Source organism: Microvirga mediterraneensis, from assembly GCF_013520865.1.
Classification (GTDB): Bacteria; Pseudomonadota; Alphaproteobacteria; order Rhizobiales; family Beijerinckiaceae; genus Microvirga; species Microvirga mediterraneensis.
Genome location: NZ_JACDXJ010000002.1, coordinates 149727 through 167928, shown reverse-complemented (window position 1 = coordinate 167928; position 18202 = coordinate 149727). Strand labels below are relative to the sequence as shown.

Annotated in this window: 15 protein-coding genes and 3 pseudogenes; 9 read left to right on the top strand and 9 right to left on the bottom strand. The window is 63.9% G+C overall.

Translation table 11 applies throughout. The features are described 5' to 3' along the window. The first annotated feature begins 66 nt into the window (after positions 1–66). From H0S73_RS23135 to H0S73_RS23110, 7 genes are all read left to right on the top strand, one after another. Positions 67–1107, top strand: coding sequence for a YsnF/AvaK domain-containing protein (locus H0S73_RS23135; protein WP_246389374.1), 1041 nt, complete (start codon positions 67–69; stop codon positions 1105–1107). 47 nt (positions 1108–1154) lie between these two features. After that, positions 1155–1271 carry a YidB family protein gene (locus H0S73_RS25940; protein ID WP_343058489.1) on the top strand — a complete coding sequence of 39 codons (117 nt, stop codon included), beginning with the start codon at positions 1155–1157 and terminating at the stop codon, positions 1269–1271. Positions 1272–1377: 106 nt separating this feature from the next. After that, positions 1378–1674, top strand: a complete 297-nt coding sequence (locus tag H0S73_RS23130) for a hypothetical protein (protein ID WP_181054576.1) — start codon at positions 1378–1380, stop codon at positions 1672–1674. 590 nt (positions 1675–2264) lie between these two features. Next, a complete protein-coding gene (locus H0S73_RS23125) occupies positions 2265–2753 on the top strand; it encodes an Hsp20 family protein (protein WP_181054575.1) in 489 nt (162 codons plus the stop codon). 73 nt (positions 2754–2826) lie between these two features. After that, positions 2827–3093, top strand: a complete 267-nt coding sequence (locus H0S73_RS23120; protein ID WP_181054574.1) for a hypothetical protein — start codon at positions 2827–2829, stop codon at positions 3091–3093. Positions 3094–3842: 749 nt separating this feature from the next. Beyond that, the gene (locus H0S73_RS23115) at positions 3843–4748 is read left to right on the top strand and encodes a DnaJ C-terminal domain-containing protein (protein ID WP_181054573.1); all 906 of its coding nucleotides are present in this window, start codon (positions 3843–3845) and stop codon (positions 4746–4748) included. Further along, a complete protein-coding gene (locus H0S73_RS23110) occupies positions 4749–5033 on the top strand; it encodes a MerR family transcriptional regulator (protein WP_181054572.1) in 285 nt (94 codons plus the stop codon). Between the two features lie 75 nt (positions 5034–5108). Here the strand turns inward: H0S73_RS23110 and H0S73_RS23105 are convergent. The 8 genes and pseudogenes from H0S73_RS23105 to H0S73_RS23070 all read right to left on the bottom strand — a co-directional run. Next, a pseudogene (locus tag H0S73_RS23105) lies at positions 5109–5237 on the bottom strand (class I fructose-bisphosphate aldolase); the annotation flags it as partial. A 305-nt stretch (positions 5238–5542) separates the two neighbouring features. Further along, a pseudogene (locus tag H0S73_RS23100) lies at positions 5543–6568 on the bottom strand (class I fructose-bisphosphate aldolase). A gap of 119 nt (positions 6569–6687) precedes the next feature. Further along, a complete protein-coding gene (locus tag H0S73_RS23095; protein WP_181054571.1) occupies positions 6688–8883 on the bottom strand; it encodes an amylo-alpha-1,6-glucosidase in 2196 nt (731 codons plus the stop codon). Positions 8884–8927: 44 nt separating this feature from the next. Beyond that, entirely contained in the window at positions 8928–10022 is a 1095-nt protein-coding gene (locus H0S73_RS23090; protein ID WP_181054570.1) for a glycosyltransferase family 4 protein, read from the bottom strand. Positions 10023–10191: 169 nt separating this feature from the next. Next, the gene (locus tag H0S73_RS23085) at positions 10192–10539 is read right to left on the bottom strand and encodes a hypothetical protein (RefSeq protein ID WP_181054569.1); all 348 of its coding nucleotides are present in this window, start codon (positions 10537–10539) and stop codon (positions 10192–10194) included. A gap of 18 nt (positions 10540–10557) precedes the next feature. Continuing rightward, positions 10558–11313 (bottom strand): Bax inhibitor-1/YccA family protein, encoded by a 756-nt coding sequence (locus H0S73_RS23080; protein ID WP_181054568.1) that lies wholly within the window; start codon positions 11311–11313, stop codon positions 10558–10560. A 529-nt stretch (positions 11314–11842) separates the two neighbouring features. Next, on the bottom strand, positions 11843–12220 hold the full coding sequence (locus H0S73_RS23075) for a hypothetical protein (RefSeq protein ID WP_181054567.1): 378 nt from the start codon (positions 12218–12220) through the stop codon (positions 11843–11845). 206 nt (positions 12221–12426) lie between these two features. After that, positions 12427–13125, bottom strand: a pseudogene (locus H0S73_RS23070) (SDR family oxidoreductase). Positions 13126–13481: 356 nt separating this feature from the next. Between H0S73_RS23070 and H0S73_RS23065 the strand changes: the two are divergent. Continuing rightward, positions 13482–13997: a hypothetical protein gene (locus H0S73_RS23065; protein ID WP_181054566.1), complete on the top strand. Its 516-nt coding sequence runs from the start codon at positions 13482–13484 to the stop codon at positions 13995–13997. Between the two features lie 852 nt (positions 13998–14849). Here the strand turns inward: H0S73_RS23065 and clpB are convergent. Next, positions 14850–17456 (bottom strand): ATP-dependent chaperone ClpB, encoded by a 2607-nt coding sequence (clpB, locus tag H0S73_RS23060; protein ID WP_181054565.1) that lies wholly within the window; start codon positions 17454–17456, stop codon positions 14850–14852. Positions 17457–17793: 337 nt separating this feature from the next. On the opposite strand from clpB, the gene H0S73_RS23055 reads away from it, so the two are divergent. Further along, complete coding sequence (locus H0S73_RS23055) at positions 17794–18195, top strand: Hsp20/alpha crystallin family protein (protein WP_246389372.1); 402 nt, start codon at positions 17794–17796, stop codon at positions 18193–18195. The last annotated feature ends 7 nt before the right edge of the window (positions 18196–18202 follow it).

Sequence of the window (18202 nt, the reverse complement as noted above, 5' to 3'; positions counted from 1 at the left end):
CTACAACTCATCTAACAACCGGGACGCTGCCGAACGGTGGCCCCCAACCGAGGAAGTGAACCGATCATGACCAGCAAGACCATCACGGCGTTCTTCGACAATTACGAGGATGCGTCCGAGGCTGTTCGCCGACTGGAATCCGCCGGGATCCCGCATCGCGACATCAGCCTTGTCGCCAGCAACGAGGGCGACCGCTACTCGTCGCACGCCACTCGCACCTTCGACGGCACGAACCATCATGACGACGTCAGCGACGGCGCCGGCACAGGTGCTACGGTCGGCACACTGGCGGGCGGCGGCGCAGGCCTTCTGGCCGGCCTCGGCATGCTGGCGATCCCGGGTCTCGGCCCCGTTGTCGCGGCAGGGTGGCTGGTGTCCACGCTTGTGGGCGCCGGCGCCGGTGCAGCCGTGGGCGGCATCGCGGGAGCTTTGGTCGATGCGGGTGTGGATGAGAACGATGCGCATGCCTACGCCGAGGGCATCCGCCGGGGTGGCGCCCTGGTGACTGTCCGTGCCTCTGAGGCCGACGTGGACCGGATCGTCGACATCCTCGATGATGAGGGTACCGTGGACTTCGACGAGCGCGAGAACACCTGGCGGTCCGAAGGCTGGACGGGCGCCAGCACCACGACCGGCAGCAGCACCGGAGCCGGCCTGACGGGTCGCGCCTCCACCACCTCCGATCGTGCGGACGAGGTTATCCCCGTTGCCGAGGAGGAACTGCATGTCGGCAAGCGCGAGGTGAACCGCGGCCGCGTGCGCCTGCATTCGCGTGTGGTCGAGCGTCCGGTGCAGGAGCAAGTTACCCTGCGCGAGGAGCGCGTTGCTGTGGAGCGCCGTCCGGTGTCCGGCACCACGCAGGCTGGCACTCTTGCCGGTGATCCGTTCCAGGAACGCACCATCGAGGTCGAGGAGCGGGCTGAAGAGGCGGTTGTCTCGAAGGAAGCGCGCGTGGTCGAAGAAGTGGTGGTCCGCAAAGAAGCCGAGCAGCGGACCGAGACCATCTCCGACACTGTCCGTAAGACCGAGGTCGATGTGGAGGATGAGCGTGGCAACACTGTCTCGCGCACTGGAACCACGGGCAACCCGAGCGATCGAGATCGCTGACAACATGAGGAAGCCCGGCTCAGCCGGGCTTCCCTCCCCGTTCCGGGCTGCCGCGCCAGCAACTCCTATCCGAACTGTCGGAGGAACTGCCCGACGCGGTCGACCAGTTTACGCCCCACGGTCGCCTACCGACGGAGCAGGAGGTCTCCGGCCACTGGGTCTGAGCGGCCAGATCAGCCGCAAGGGCTGAAGTATCCAAGCCCTTGCGGTCAGAGGAACGCGGGCTTGCGGCCAACGTTGATCCGTAGCCCCTGTGGCCGAGAGAGGAACATGATGCTCAACAGGCTCTACGCTTCGATGATCGTGACGCTGGCTGGAGTAAGCGCTGCCCTCGCCCAGGCCACACCGCCTGCCACGTCCGGCTCGCCCGGCGCGCCCGCAACAACCGGTGGCGGCGGCGTCTCCTGGTTGTGGATTATCATCGGCTTGGCGATCATTGCCGGTCTCGTCTGGTATTTCATGCGCGGGCGGTCACGGACCACTACGACAGCCGCGACCGGTACCTCAGCCACCTCTGGGACGGCCACGGGCCGCACCAACGTGTACGACAACGACAGGCGCAAGTAGACGGCACCCCGGCCTCACCTCGCGTCCTCCGCTACTACTGTCGAGGACGTGAGATTGGAATGTTGGTTTCTGGATGGCCATGCCCCTGATCCAGCGCCATCGCAAGGATGCGGTTCTTTGCGCTGGAGATCCTGTAGCGGTGGCTTGCCCTTTGAAGCATGGTAGCGACCCCGGGCTGGCCCTGCCGCTCCAGCTCGGCGGCAACCGATGCTAGTTCGGACGCAAGGATCTCGTCTTTGCGGGCGAATTCCTCCAAGGCGTGCTTGGGGGACAGACCATCCTGACCGCTACCTGATGCTCCTCGAGCGCGATTCCCAGATATATGCGCGCACCGACCAAACTCCCCCAGAAGGCCCGGCCAACCTGGGACGATCCAGCCCCAGCCGCATCGCGGTCGAGCCGCGAAACATGTCTGAGGGCTCGCAGGATTTAGGACGGCTGACCGCGCTGTGTTGGCGGGCTCGACGGGCTTGACGACGTAAAATCCCATTCCCAAATCGTTGGTCGCCAAGGCTCAGATGAGCTTGGCACACGGGCGCCGGCGGTGTCTGGCGCTCTCGGATCCATGTTGCTCTCAAGAGGATGTGGCTATGAGAACCTTCGACATTTCCCCCCTGTACCGTTCCACGGTCGGCTTCGACCGCCTGTTCGACATGCTCGACCAGACCGCCCGGGTCGAGCCCATGACCAACTGGCCGCCTTACAACATCGAGAAGGCTGGTGATGACCATTACCGGATCATCATGGCGGTAGCAGGCTTCTCCCCTGACGAGATCGAGCTCACCCAGCACGAGAGCACTCTGTTGGTGACCGGACACAAGGGTGCCGAGGACGACAAGCAGTACCTGCATCGCGGCATCGCCACCCGCGCCTTCAAGCAGACGTTCAACCTCGCCGACCACGTGAAGGTGACGGGGGCGAGCCTAGTGAACGGGCTGCTCACGGTCGATCTCGTGCGCGAGGTGCCCGAGGCCCTGAAGCCCCGCCGGATCGAGATCGCCACAAACACTCAGCCTGTGATGGCGCAAGACAACGCAAAGCAAATCGAGCACGAACCGCAGAAGACCAAGGCCGCGTAAGCGAGCCAGCCGCACATAGCCTCGGGCGCCCCCTGCCCGAGGCCGGACCGTTTGCAGAACTCAGGAGGGATCAATGCAACAAACGTTCAGAGACGACATCGCGAGCGAGCTGACGTGTCCCCATCACAGGCCCAGTCACTCTTTCACGCATCCGCACCAGGTGCTCGGGCATGCCCTCCTGTCGCGAGGCGAGAAGCGGGCCTTGCTTGCCGAATGGGCGTCGGATGCCTGTTCGGTCGAAGGCCGACCCGGATGGCGGCAGATCCCCGGGTCAGGCGCCGTTGTCGTGATCGACGACATCCTCGATGCCCTCCGGGCGCTGGACTACAGCCACAGTTGACGGGGTATGAGATGAGAGCCGAGGCCTCCGTCCCTCCGTCCAAGGTGCCATCATCTGGTTGCCTTAGCTCTATGCCAACGCTCGTCGCCGCGAAGTCCGTGACCTGCCCGACCTAGATCGCGACCTGGTGCCCCCCGCGTCAGTGTTCGCGTCACCCGACGATGTGGTGCGTCATCCCCGTGAACGATGGTGGGCCCCGGTCATCTTCGAGTATGTCGGAGGCGCCGATGAGAAGCCCGCAGCAGCTCGGTCACTTCGGCACTTGGCGACGGACACCCTGTCAGGCGGTGTGGTCTGGCTCCATGACTGGGTGGAGGACGATCTTGCGTCTCCCTGGAGCTACTGGATTGGTGGCGTCCCCACGACCAAACATCGGACGTCTGCAACGGGTCTTGGTCGTGTAAAAACGCTTTGGCAGGAGACGGATTGCGAGTGCCCACACGCTACAGCCCGTCAAAATCATCAACAAGCGCGAGCTGGCTGCTGATCGACAGCATGAGGCTCCTATCGCCTCTGAGGCGCTCATTGGACAGCCTGCCTGACCCGACACCGAGTCACCCCGACTGCAAACTGACGCTTCGCGGACGAAGGAAGCGACAGAGCACGAGCAGGAATCCGCTTGGAAGATGGATGGTCAGGCTTCTTCGCGTGGACGGATCCGGACCGGCGCATCCGCGTTTTGCACCTGCGTCAGGTACGCGTGGCGCGTTTGCTAGGACATGTAACGCTCGGTTGAATGGAGGGAGGTCGTGGCCGAGTCCCCTTACGAATTGCTTGGCGTGAAGCCCAATGCGTCTGCAGAAGAGATCCAAAAGGCCTACCGGAAACTGGCCAAAAAGTACCACCCGGATCTGAACCCCGGAGACCGGACGGCCGAGGACCGCTTCAAGGCAGTTTCAGCCGCCTACGACCTGCTCAGCGACCCTGAAAAGCGCGCTCGTTTCGACCGGGGTGAGATCGACGCGTCGGGCGCCGAGCGGCCACGGCGGCGGTACTACCGCGACTTCGCGGCGGAGGACGCGGGGCCGTCCTACACCTCCGACGCCGGCTTCGCGGATTTCATGGATCAGGACATCCTGTCGGAACTGCTTCGCCGCGGCGCACGAACCCGCTTCGCGAGGCCAGGGCAGGACATTCGCTTTCGCTTGGCCATCGACTTCCTCGAAGCGGTGAACGGCGCGCGCAAGACCGTAGTCCTACCCGATGGCCAGTCACTCGACATCGTCATTCCGGCCGGCGTTCGCGACGGCCAGGTGGTGCGCCTCGCCGGCAAGGGAGAGCCGGGCATTGGTGGCGGTCCGCCCGGCGACGCCTTGATCGAGATGCATGTCGGTCCGCACCGGCTCTTCACGCGCCAGGACGACGACATCCGCCTCGAAGTGCCGGTTTCCCTCCGCGAAGCCGTCCTCGGAGGCCGCATTCAAATCCCGACGCCGACCGGGCCCGTCATGGTCACCGTTCCGAAAGGCAGCAACACGGGCCGCATCCTGCGGCTGAAGGGCAAGGGCGTGCCACGGCCCGACGGGACGCGAGGCGACCTACACGCCATCCTGAAGGTCGTCCTGCCCGACCGTCCGGATCCGGAGCTTGAAGCGTTTGCGGAGCGGTGGGCTGCCGGATCGTCCTACAATCCGCGGGATCACATGGAGGCGTAGATGCTGACCCTAGATGAGTTCCAGCTGCGCCTGGACGTCGACGCCAGAACCGTTCAGGTGTGGGTCGACGAAGGGTGGCTCCTGCCTCAGCGGGGGCAAGGAGGCTTGGCTTTTTCCGAGCTGGACGTGGCGCGGGCCCGGCTCATCCGAGACCTCAAAGACGGGATCGGGGTCAACCACGAAGGCATAGGGATCGTTCTGAACCTCATCGACCAGGTTCATGGCCTGCGCAGCATTCTGCGGGAGCTCCTCCTTGCTGGAACCGCCCGACCACCTGGGGCATAGGCCCGGCACTTGGTAAGCGAAGGGACCGGTCTGCCCGAGGGGGATCGCCTCCGACTTCACGCTTCTCCGGCGGCCCGGCGAAGCTAGACCGTTCGCCCGAGCATGATGGGCGACCGCACGCTGGTCCGCGGCAATGTTCTCCGTCTTGCCGGACCAAACCTTCCGGGGAGCGGCCTCTAGGCCGCGGCCAGAGGAGAAGGTCAATCATGTGGACCTTGAGCAGTGTGTCGCCGGCATCACCGAGCGGCTGGCGGGAAGTCTCGTCCTTCCGGAGCAACGTCGGCATTGCACCGCCGCCATGCTCATGAGGGACGGCGTTCTGAAATCGCGGTGAGCTTCATGCCGCCTCCTTCCGGTCCTTGAGTTTGATGTTCTGACAAGTCTTCTCCCGCTGCTCGTTGCAGGGCTGGAGGTAGAACTTGCCGCAGTATTTGCACTGGACTGGGCGCTGCTCCATGATCATGCGGCCTCCTTGCCTGTGAACTCAATGCTCGCCCAACGGCCCGAGATCACGCTGCCGTTTCCTCCAGCTCGCGCCTCCACTGGCCTGCCGCAGCCAGACTGTTCATCCGGGCGCGGTGGGAGAAGGCGCGCTGGGCCGCCTCGACGTTCTCGGCCCTGCCAGACCAAGCCTTCTGGGGCGCGGCTTGGAGTGCGCGGCCGTAGGAGAAGGTCAGCCGCCACGGCGCCCCGCCGATCCGGTTCATGGCGTCGAGGTGGGCGGTCGCCTCCTCGTCCGACTGGCCGCCTGAGAGGAAGGCGATGCCCGGCACGGCGGCGGGCACGCAGCGCCTGAGCACCATGAGGGTTTTTTCGGCTACCTCATCCACGGAAGCCTTCCGCGGCGACTCCTTGCCGGCGATCACCATGTTGGGCTTCAGCACCATGCCTTCGAGCACGACCCGCTGCTCGTACAGCTCCTGAAACACGGTTTTCAGCACGAACTCCGTCACGGTGGCGCAGCGGTCGATGTCGTGCGCCCCGTCCATCAGGACCTCAGGCTCGACGATCGGCACCACGTCCTGCTCCTGGCAGCGCGCCGCGTAGCGCGCCAGGGCATGGGCGTTGGCCCTCACGGCCGTCCAACTCGGGGCCCCCTCGCCGACGTCGATCACAGCTCGCCATTTTGCAAACCGGGCGCCGAGCCCGGCATATTCCTTGAGGCGCTCGCGCAAGCCGTCGAGGCCCTCCGTGATCGTCTCGCCGGGACAGAAGGGCAGCGGCTTGGCGCCGAGATCGACCTTGATGCCGGGAATCGCGCCCGCCTGCTCGATCAGCTTCACCAGCGGCGTCCCGTCGTTCGCGGCCTACCGGATCGTCTCGTCGTAGAGGATGACGCCTGAGATGTAGCTCTTCATCGCATCCGACGAGCGGAAGAGCAGTTCGCGGTAGTCGCGCCGGTTGTCGGGGGTCGACTCGACACCGATGGCATCGAAACGCTTCTTGATCGTCCCCGAGCTTTCGTCCGCTGCCAGGATGCCCTTTCCGGGCCGCACCATGGCCGCGGCAGTTTGTGTCAAATGATCAAGATTCATTCGTTTTCTCCCTTAATGAACGACCTTACCGATGAGGTTCCGAAGGCTCTGAACGGGCGGGATCACTGTCTTTTTGGAGCTGTTGCCTACGGGACCTCGCTTTAGTCACCGCGTCGGTCTCAGGCGGCAATCTCGACCCGCACGTCACCGGTCCTACTGAGAACATGCGTCGCCACCTCGCCTCCGGCGCGCCGCACCGCGAGGTCGAGGCGGCATCCGTCGACTGCAACGTTGCGCAAGACGAGCTCATCGAGGAAGTCCGGTAGGACCGGCCGGTCGAGCCGGACCGTCCTCGCCTGCGGGTCGAAGCCGAGGCCGAGGCACGCCTGGACCAAGCTTAAGGGCGTTGCGGCCGCCCACGCCTGGGGCGCGCAGGCGACGGGGTAGAACGTCGGTCCCTGGCCGCGCCGGCGCGGGAACCCGCAGAAGAGTTCGGGCAGTCGCCGGAGCTCGATGTAGACGGAGGCGTGGAACAGGCCGTCGAAGATCCGGGCCGCCTCCCGCTTGAAGCCGTAGCGGGCGAGCCCCAGCCCGATCAGCGCGTTGTCATGCGGCCAGACCGAGCCGTTATGGTACGACATCGGGTTGTACCGCGGCTCCGTCGACGCGACCGTCCTTACGCCCCACCCCGAAAACGAGGACGCCTCCATGAGCGTTTCTGCAATCCGTGCTGCCCGCTCGGGCGGCGCAATGCCGGCGAAGAGTGCGTGTCCTGCATTGGACGACCGGACACGGCAGGGCCGCTTGCCACCATCCAGCGCCAGTGCGTAGGTGCCGAGATCCTCACACCAGAACGCCTGGTCGAACCGCCGCTTCATCTGCTCGGCTTCCGCCTCAAGCAAAGCCGCCCGCTCCGGCATGCCCAAGCCGGATGCGACGAGCGCGGCGGCGCGCTTGGCGGCGTAAACGTATGCTTGGACCTCACACAGTGCGATCGGACCCTGGGCCATGCTGCCGTCAGCGTGGAACATGGAGTCGTGGCTGTCCTTCCAGCCCTGGTTGATGAGCCCTTCTTGCGTCCGGCGCCCGTATTCGACGAAGCCGTCGCCGTCGCGATCACCGTAAACGTCGATCCAGCGCAGGGCGGCCTCGATATTGGGCCAGAGCCGCTCCAGGGTGGCAACGTCCCTCGTCCGCTCCAGGTAGGCGCCGCCCAGCATGATGAAGAGCGGCGTCGAGTCGACGCTGCCGTAGTAGCGCCGGAACGGCACCTCGCCGAGTTCGGCCATCTCGCCGTATCGCACCTCATGCAAGATCTTGCCGGGCTCGGCATCCGCCGCCGGGTCTTCGGAAGTCGCCTGGTTGGCGGCCAGGAAGCGGAGGACGCCGCGGGCCAGCGCAGGATCCATCCACAGCGTCTGGTAGGCCGTGATCAGAGCGTCGCGCCCGAAGGCGGCGCTGAACCATGGCGTGCCGGCATAAGGGTAAGGTCCCTCGGGCGTATCCGTCACCAACATATACAGGTCGGAAACGGAGCGTCGTATGGCTTCGTTAAAGATCTCGTTCGAAGTCGCGATGGAGGCGGCACGCGATGAGGACTGGCGCAACGCGCGTCGCGCCTCGACCATCGACGACAGATAATGCTCGCGCGGGCGCCGCAGGGGCACGGCGTCGTCGCATCGGACCTCGACGAAGATTACTGATCGCTGCCGAGGTGCGACCTCGATGTCGAACACGGCGCGTCCCGACTCCAGGCGTTCAGGAGCCGGATCGAAGCGAAGACGTGTTGTTCTGGTCTGGTCATCGAGGCCGCTGTAAGTGAGCGTGACGCACCCAGAGCCGACGTCCGCCGGATGGAATGTTCCCCGGCGCATACGGCGCGTGCCGCGGACTTCGAAGAGGTCCGCGAAGTCAGCCTCGAAACGCAGTTCCAGCGTGAGGCGCTGTGGCCGGTCGCCAAAATTGCGCACAAGCAAGCGCTCGAAACAGGTCGACTTCCAAAGGAACTTGGACCGCCTGACATGGATCACGTCGTGTTCCAAGAGGAGCCGGCCCGTCCCGTCATGCAAATCCGGGTTGGTGAGATCGCAGGTGAGCACGGCGTTGTCGTCGCGCAGCGTCGACGACAGGAGGATCGGCTGGGCCCCGTTGATCCGCAGATCCAGATGCGAAAGGTGACGGGTGTCGCGGTGGAACAGCCCGTCCGGGCTCCCCTCCCCGGACAACACGTCGCCGTTCCGGTCGAACACCCCGAAGGTATCCCCGTGCTTCAGGGTCCGCGGGCGCCGCTCCTGCAGCGAGGATTGCGACGCAACGGCGAATTGGCCCAAGCGGACGTCGGTTGGGTCATCAGGCACATCGACATGCAGGTTCATGTCGTCGTCCTCCACCAAGAAAGTGAACCAAAGCAACGCTGATCTTACGCGACCGCATGCAAGCCGGACCCGGTTCCGTTGGCACGGCGCAGGTGGGCCGCATCGCGGCGCACGCCAGGCAGGCTTCTGTAGATGTCGAGGTAGTCGGCCGCCATCCGTTCGACCGTGAAGCGCCGTTCGAAGCAGCGTCGCACCTCGGCCCTCTCCAAGACCTTGAGCGTGTGGACGGCGCCTACAGCTTCCTCGACGGTGTCGACGATGAAGCCGGAGCGCCCCTGCTCGATCACCTCTGGCACCGATCCACACCTGAACGCAATCACGGGGGTGCCGCAGGCCATCGCCTCGATCATCACGAGACCAAAGGGCTCGGGCCAGTCGACCGGGAAAAGCAGGGCGGCGGCATTGCCGAGGAAATCGGCTTTCTCGCTCTCGTTGATTTCGCCGATGAACTCCACGTTCGGATGGGCGTCGACCATGGGCTTGATGACCTCGTCCCAATAGGCCTTATCAGCGTTGTCGATTTTCGCCGCCATCCGGAGGGGCATTCCGGCCTCGGCGGCAATCGTGATCGCCCGGTCGGGGCGCTTCTCCGGCGAGATCCGCCCCAGGAAGGCGAGATAGCCACCGGTGCCTCGGGGCCGGAAGGGCAAAAGATCCCGGGGGAGGCCGTGGTAGACGGTCCCGACCCAGTTGGCCTGCCCGATCGGCTTGCGCTGATCGTCCGAGATGGAGACGAGCGGAATGTCCGGGAACATCCTGTAGAACGGGGCGAGGTCGACGAGGTCGAGCCGTCCATGGGTGGTCGTGACGGTCCTGTCCGCGAACTCGCGAATGAGCGGGAAGTGCAGCAGGTCGATGTGGAAGTGGATGACATCGAATTCATCCGCCCTCTGCCTCACCTCCTCCAGCATCATGATGTGATACGGCAACGGATCCTTGACCGATGGATTGAGGCGCAGCGCCAGATCGCAGCAGCGGACAAGCTTGGCTTTGGTAATCGAATCGCCTGAAGCAAACAGGGTAACATCGTGCCCCTGACGGACCAGCTCTTCGGTGAGATAGGAGACGATCCGTTCGGTTCCCCCATAGAGCTTCGGCGGAACCCGTTCATACAATGGAGCCACTTGGGCAATCTTCATCGGCAAGACCTCCTCTGAGAGCGAAGAATCGACAATGAGATACGCGCGGCCGGGGAAAGTCGGCCCACACGGCACAGAGCGGTTTCGAGATAGGAAACGCGCTCAAGCTTGCAAGGGCCGGGACGGCAGTGAAGACATTGCCGGCCCGGCAGGTTTTTCATCCGGTGGCTTATGCAGCCTCGTCCCGGAGGTCCGTCGCGCAGGCGGTTGCCTTGAACGAGGGTCCTGGAACGACGGCGAGCGGCGGGCGGTCCTCCGACGTGCCAGCGGTCGCGGCTCGCCGCGCTGCATCGATCTGGCCGTAGACGCGGAGCCACTCGAAACCGGGCTTGTAACGCAGATCCATGAGCGGGCGCAGTTCAGGCTGGGCCAGGTCCATCACGGTCGCGTCGCGCCAGCGCCTTTTCGTCGGCTGTCTGCGGCAGAATGGCCAAAGCCGCCTTACCTCCTCCTCGACCTGCAGCACGATTCTGCCACCCATGGTGCGACGAAGGTCGAAACGTCCGGTGAGGGACATCGCTTCCTCTCCTTTCCGTTATTCGTCCCGCTGGCCCAAGAGGGACAGCAGAAGCTGGAAGAGGTTGAGGAAGTCGAGGTAAAGGCTCAGCGCTCCGAACACCTTGCTCGTCAACGCGGCGTCGCCATGGGCGAGGCCAGCGACATACTCCTCCTTGATCCGCTGCGTGTCCCAGGCGGTCAGTCCCGCGAACACGAGCACGCCGATCACCGTGATCGTGAACTGCAGGGCGGAGCTTGCCAGGAACAGGTTGACCAACGAGGCCAGGATCAGCCCGACCAAGCCCATGAGGAGGAAGGAGCCCCATCCGGAGAGGTTGCTGCGGGTGGTGTAGCCCCACAGGCTCAAGGCGCCGAACGCCGCCGCCGTGATGAAGAAGACGCGTGTGATGCTCTCGCCGGTATAGGCCTGGAGCAAAGCCGCAAGGCCGACACCCTGGAGGGCCGTGATGCCCCAGTAGATCCCTTGGAGCCCTGCCGGAGACAGGCTCCGTGCGCCGAACGATGCGATCATGACCAGACCCAAGGGAGCGAGCAAGGCGACCCAACCGAGCGGGGTCAACTCGCGCGGGCCGGAGTAGAAGAGATCGCCCAAGGGCGTGTTCGCCACAGCGTAAGCGACGGCGCCACTCAGGGTGAGCCCGAGCATCAGGTAGTTGTAGACGCCGATCATATGCGCCCGCAGGCCGGCGTCGAACTCAACCCGCGACCGCGTGAAAGTGCCTGACCCAAATCCGTATGGCGCCAGGCGAGAATTGTCACTCCACCAAGACATGACAAACCTCTTCTAACTGTTGCCGATTAGGTTCAGCGATGACTTGAGGGGCCCCTCACCGTCTCGTCCGGAAACCTTGCGGTCCTAGCAAGGACAAGACGGTACGGACTGCCTCCTCAGAGTACATCGGCCAACCTGATAGAACAGGCTTGGCGCTCTAGATTTGGGAGCGCCAACCGAAGCTATCAAGACTTCAATCCCCCTCAGGTTCCAAGCGCATCGGCAGCTCCGTGTTTGCCCCCTTGCTCGCAGAAACGCGACTCTCGCACGCCGTTTGAGCGGCTCCGGGAACGGGAGCTTGCCCGTAGGCGATCCGGTCCTGTGCGGGGCAGGCGCCGTCGCCTGCTGGAGAGCTGAAAGCTTTCAGAAGACGGGCTGACGGCTCCAGACAGCCGTGCGTGCGACCGTCACCTGGGCGGCCGAGTCCGCACGGCACGAGCCCGATCCGTTGGAGCTAAAGCCCGCCGGCCTGCTTGAGGCTGCGCCGTCCGGACGCTCTTGCGCCTCGCCACGCAGGGATTGATGCGCGTCACCATTCAAGCGACGTCCAGATCGAGAAGTGGCGATACGTTCTCTCCGTGATATCGAAGTAATCCCGGATGTCCTGTGCATCCTTCGGATCCGGAACGGTCCTGACAAACTCTGCGAAAGCATCGCGCAGGGCATCAGCGGATGGATGTCCCGCTCCTATCCCATATGCGCAGAGATCGAGAGCCAGCCCTACCTGTTCGGCTCGTTGCGGGGAAAGCTTTTCAAGGGCCGGCGTGACGAACCGGTGCGGGCGTACTTTCCACTGTTCGGCCAGTTGCTCTTTGACGATCTGTCCGTCCCGTCTCCATCGGACGCATCCGAGTCGCTCCAGAGCCGCAATGAATCGATCACTTGCCGTGGCGGTATGTGCCGTCATGTGAGGTGTCTCCATTCGAGCGGTTCGTGAGTTGCTGTTGGAAACCTTTGGCCGCGGATCCTCGCGTTCCTGATCGTGAAGCACCAGGAAACAGCCATGAGGATAATCGACCGATCCAGCTAATGCCGGACAGACCGCAAAGTTCTGTCCGGCAAACCGGATCAGCTATGCGATGCAGAAGGCCTTGCGCTCGCCGGGCCCAGGGCTCATCCGTTGTCCTCGAAGCCAGGATAGAGAGTCATCCCACCGTCGACAAAGAGGGTGGTGCTGGTCTCATAGTCGCTTTCATCCGTCGCCAGCCACAGCACGGCTTTGGCAACCTCCTCCGGCTCACCAATGCGGCCATAGGGGCTGAGCCGCAGCAGCTTTTGCAGCGCCTCCTCCGTTTCCCAGGCAGGCCGATTGATCGGGGTGCGGATTGCGCCTGGTGCGATGCCGTTCACCCGGATCCCCTCTCGCGCCGTCTCCTGCGCAAGGCTCTTCATCATGAGCATCACCCCACCTTTCGAGGCTGCGTCGTTGGCGTGGCCGGCCCAGGGGATGACCTAGTGGACAGACGACATGCAGATAATCTTGCCACGCGCCCTGGATAAGTCAGGGCGTTTCTCCTGGGAGAGGAACTGCCGCACCGCAGCCCTGCAGCACAGGAATTGCCCCGTCAGATTCACATCGATCACCTTGCGCCAATCGACGAGGGCCATCTCGGCGAAGGGGGCGTCTCTCTGCAGCTCGGCGTTGGCCACGAGGATATCGAGGCGGCCGAAGCGCTGGATCACCCTGTCAAACGTTTGCTGGACGGCATCTTCGTCGGACACGTCGGCTTCTAAAGCGACGGCGTCGCCGCCGTGGGACAGCACTTCGTCCGCAAGCCGCTCGGCGGCTTCACGTTCTGAGCGGTAGTTGATGGCTACCCTGGCCCCCGCGCGGCCAGCGCCTTGACAACGCTGGCGTCGATCCCGGACGATCCTTCTGTGACAAGCGCATACTGGCCTGCCAAACTCATCAAGCCTTCCTTTCTGCTGCGATCACGATCTCGCCCCTTGTTCACGACCGAGTTTCCGCCGCACAGATAGAGAGGCCCTTCAATCGGAACAGGGCGCAAGAGACAGAAGCGTGACGGCTGCTTGGTTCGGTTCCGCTGTGCAACTAAATCCCGTCGCCAGATGTTCAATATGGTCTGTATCCAGTCGCTTCCGCCAGGCGCAAACTGGGGTCCCGCGCTTTGCTCTGGCGATCGCAATCGATGGGAATGAGGCAAGCCATGGTCGACAGCTCTCAGCAGAACTCTGCTACAATTCTGCAAGATGCCTACCGTCTGCTGTCACTTGTCGCGGGCGACCCAGTCATTCTTGCCATGGGCACTCCCCAAGACCCCTTGATGAGACTCCGCGGCGAGTTCCTGATGGGCGAAGTTGCTCGTCTCCTGGTCAGCACGGCGGCTATGAGCCGGATCCGAAATGAGCAGCTGAAAAAGCGGCGGGATGAACCCGCACAACCCGGACTTCACTCAGGAGATGAAGACGAGTGCGGGACGCTCTGGCCAGATATTATGGAGCAGGTTGAGATTCCCCTCACCTTCCAAGAAGCCTGTGACAGGATCATTCACGCCAATGAAATTGTGCCCGAGGCAGCCGGAGGCCCAACCGAAACGCCCATTTCATCCAATATAATCCTGAAAGGCCGCTTGGAAGGCAGGCCATGGGCTGCCCATATCGACGTCGTCGCATATGTGCGAGCCTGTGCGAAGAGCATCGAAGAACCGAATGATCTCGATTGAATGCCCGCGAGCGGGCATTCAATCGATCAGTGACCTGATGATACTCAATCGAGACTGACCTCTGCGTCGTCTAACCCATCAGCAACCGGTACATATATCCGGGATGATCTCTTTCGGGTCTCGGTTCAAGAGCCGCTCATATTTCTTCGAAATGTCAGCCCGTTGCCGAAGGCTAGGTTTTTGGACTTGCTCCCTGTTCACCTGGTTCAAATCCTGTCGATCCATGGCGGTTTCTGCTTGGGAAACAAGCGTTTGCTCCTGCCGCGCGAGGACTGGCTGAATAGCTCCAACGATCAGGAGCAACGCTGCAAGGAGATGCCATCGCATAGGAGTTCTCCTATGATATGAAATAGCCTCGAAGTCATGTTTACATTCATCGTCGATGACTGAACCATGCCGGGTCGTCATCCAGGATGGGCTTTAGCGGCCCCGGGGCGCTCACCCATGAGCCGCATGCCAACCTGCACTTTCCGTCGATGACACGGGCATGCCTGCCAACGGGCATGACGGGTTGTAGGAATGCTCCTGCTGCCATAACGCCTGAGAGAGAGACGCCGAATAATCTTTGGCGGCCGGTGGCGCGGCAGCCCGCTTGCGGAACCACGTTGACCTGTTTCGTCCGACCTCACCGCACGATGTGCCTGCGGGTATCGGAGAGATGTCAGGAAGCTCAAAGCCAGTGGGAGCGACAACACCGTCAACCCTCCGGAGATGACGCTTCCCAGCACGAACGGTGTCAGCATCCTACGCATCCCGGACCTCTCCATCTGTGTGGCCGGTCCAAGCCGGCCACACGCTGAGCAGGATATGGACGAGTTGTTACGCCACACTCGTAGTTTGCCCGTCCAAACCCTACGCCGCAGCCCGCTCCGTCTGTCCGTGAGAGACGTTGCCGATTACAAGGCCGGTAGGACCAACCCTGACCGGCACGGTCTCGCCGTCCTTGACCTCGCCTGCGAGAATGGCTTCGGCCAGCGGATCCTGAACGTTCTTCTGGATCACGCGCTTCAGGGGCCGCGCGCCATAGGCCGGATCGTAGCCCTTGTCGGCCAGCCACTCGCGGGCATCGCTGTCGAGCTCGATGGTGATCTTGCGATCGGCGAGCAGCTTCTGCAGGCGGCGCATCTGGATGTCGACGATGGCGCCCATCTCCGAACGCTTCAGCCGGTGGAACAGGATGATCTCGTCCACGCGGTTGAGGAATTCGGGACGGAAGTGCGAGCGCACCACGCCCATGACCTCGTCGCGCACGGCATCGGTATCCTGACCCTCGGGCTGGTTCACCAGATATTCGGCGCCCAGGTTCGAGGTCATGATGATGAGCGTGTTGCGGAAGTCCACGGTGCAGCCCTGGCCGTCCGTGAGGCGTCCGTCGTCGAGCACCTGCAGCAGGACGTTGAACACGTCCGGATGCGCCTTCTCGATCTCGTCGAACAGCACGACCTGATAGGGTCTGCGGCGCACGGCTTCGGTGAGAGCACCGCCCTCTTCGTAGCCCACATAGCCGGGAGGCGCGCCGATGAGGCGGGCGACCGAGTGCTTCTCCATGTATTCCGACATGTCGATGCGCACGAGCGCGGTCTCATCGTCGAACAGGAACGCCGCGAGCGCTTTCGTCAGCTCGGTCTTGCCGACGCCCGTGGGGCCGAGGAACATGAACGAGCCGATCGGCCGGTTCGGATCCTGCAGGCCCGCGCGGGCACGGCGCACGGCGGTCGACACGGCTTCCACCGCTTCGCGCTGGCCGACGACGCGCTTCGCCAGATCCTGCTCCATGTGCAGGAGCTTCTCGCGCTCGCCTTCGAGCATCTTGTCGACGGGCACGCCGGTCCAGCGCGACACCACCTGCGCCACGTGATCGGGCGTCACGGCCTCTTCCATCAGGCCGCCGCCATCGGCTTTCGCCTCCACGTCGGCGAGCTGCTTCTCGAGCCCGGGAATGACCCCGTAGGAGAGCTCGCCGGCCTTCGCCCAGTCGCCGTTGCGCTGTGCGGACGCCAGCTGGTTGCGCGCCTCCTCGAGCTTCTTCTTCAGGTCGGCCGCGGTGCCGAGCTTGTCCTTCTCGGCCTTCCAGCGCGCCGTGATGGCGGCCGACTGCTCCTCGAGCTCCGCCAGCTCCTTGGTGAGGCGCTCCAGGCGGTCCTTGGAGGCGGTGTCCGTCTCCTTCTTCAATGCCTCCTGCTCGATCTTGAGACGCACGATCTCGCGGTCGATGTTGTCGAGCTCTTCCGGCTTCGAATCGACCTGCATGCGCAGGCGCGAGGAGGCTTCGTCGACGAGGTCGATGGCCTTGTCGGGCAGGAAGCGGTCGGTGATGTAGCGGTTCGAGAGCGTGGCTGCCGCCACGAGCGCGCTGTCGGTGATGCGCACCCCGTGATGCTGCTCGTACTTCTCCTTCAGGCCGCGCAGGATCGATACGGTGTCCTCCACCGTGGGCTCGCTCACGAAGACCGGCTGGAACCGGCGGGCGAGCGCCGCGTCCTTCTCCACGTGCTTGCGGTACTCGTCGAGCGTGGTCGCGCCGACGCAGGGCAGCTCGCCGCGCGCGAGCGCGGGCTTCAGGAGGTTCGACGCGTCCATGGCCCCGTCGGCCTTGCCGGCGCCGACCAGCGTGTGCATCTCGTCGATGAACAGGATGATGCCGCCTTCGGCGGAGGTCACCTCCTGCAGCACGGCCTTCAGCCGCTCCTCGAACTCGCCACGATATTTCGCGCCGGCGATCAGCGCGCCCATGTCGAGGGCCAGCAGCTGCTTGTCCTTCAGGGATTCCGGCACGTCGCCGTTGACGATGCGCAGGGCGAGGCCCTCGACGATGGCGGTCTTGCCGACGCCGGGCTCGCCGATCAGCACCGGGTTGTTCTTGGTGCGGCGCGAGAGAACCTGGATCGTGCGGCGGATTTCCTCGTCGCGGCCGATCACCGGATCGAGCTTGCCGTCGCGGGCGGCCTCGGTGAGATCGCGCGCATATTTCTTCAGCGCATCATAGGCGTTTTCCGCCGTCGCGTTGTCGGCGGTGCGGCCCTTGCGCAGGGCGTTGATGGCGGTGTTCAGGCCCTGGGCGGTCACGCCGGCCTGGGCCAGAATCCTGCCCGCTTCCGTGTCCTTTTCGACGGCGAGCGCCAGCAGCATCCGCTCGACGGTGACGTAGGAATCGCCCGCCTTCTCGGCGGCTTTCTCGGCGGTGTCGAAGAAGCGCATGAGCTCGCGGTTGGCCTGCGGCTGCGAGGCCGAGCCGGACACCTTCGGCTGCTTGGCGAGCCATTGCTCGACCGCCGCATGCGCGTCGCGGGAGCGGCCGCCGGCGCGGTCGATGAGACCGGCGCAGAGGCCTTCCGGATCGTCGAGCAGAACCTTCAGAACGTGGCCGGGAGCGAGCTGCGGGTGGCCTTCCCGCATGGCTAGATTTTGCGCCGCCTGCACGAAGCCGCGCGCGCGCTCGGTGTATTTCTCGAAATTCATCGTTGTCTCCATCAGACCTTACGCCCTCTCTGAGGCGCGCTAGAACCGAGGAAGATGTCCTTCGGCCGACCTGGCGGACGAAGGACGCCGGCGCTTGCAGGAGCCGCCGGCGCCTACGATCTGGTTTCAGGGTCAATTTTTTGCAAGACCGGCTTCGCGATTTCCATTGGGAATTTTTCGGTCGTTTCCAACACCGGCCAAGATTGGTTCGGGATTAAGAAACCAGACCGGGTCATATGCATTATAGCAACGCCCAAGCGGAGCGGGCCGTCTGCGGCATCTCTTGAAATCGTTCAGGCATAGGGACAGCTAGCTGTTTCAGTGGAGGCGGACGACGATGCGTGACCCGGCGAACTGGATGCTTTCCGAAGCCATTGACGCTTTGGCGCGAGCCGAGCGGATGCAAAGGCAACTGTTTCAGCTCCAACGCTCGCAAGCCCGGGCGCCGGCGTGGGAGCCTCCCCTCGACATGATCGAGACCGATCATGAGGTCCTTATCCTGATCGCCCTGCCAGGCGTCGAGCCCGATCAGGTCGAGGCGATCGTCCGCGACGGCACCCTGATGGTGGCTGGCCGGCGCGTGTTGCCCCCCGAGCTGCGGACGGCACGCATCCATCGTCTGGAATTGCCGCAGGGCCAGTTCGAGCGACATGTCCCGTTGCCGCCCGGGCGCTACAGGGCCGTGCACCGGTTCGCGCGGAACGGGTGTATCGTCTTCAGTCTCGAGAAAGACGTGTAGGGGTTGC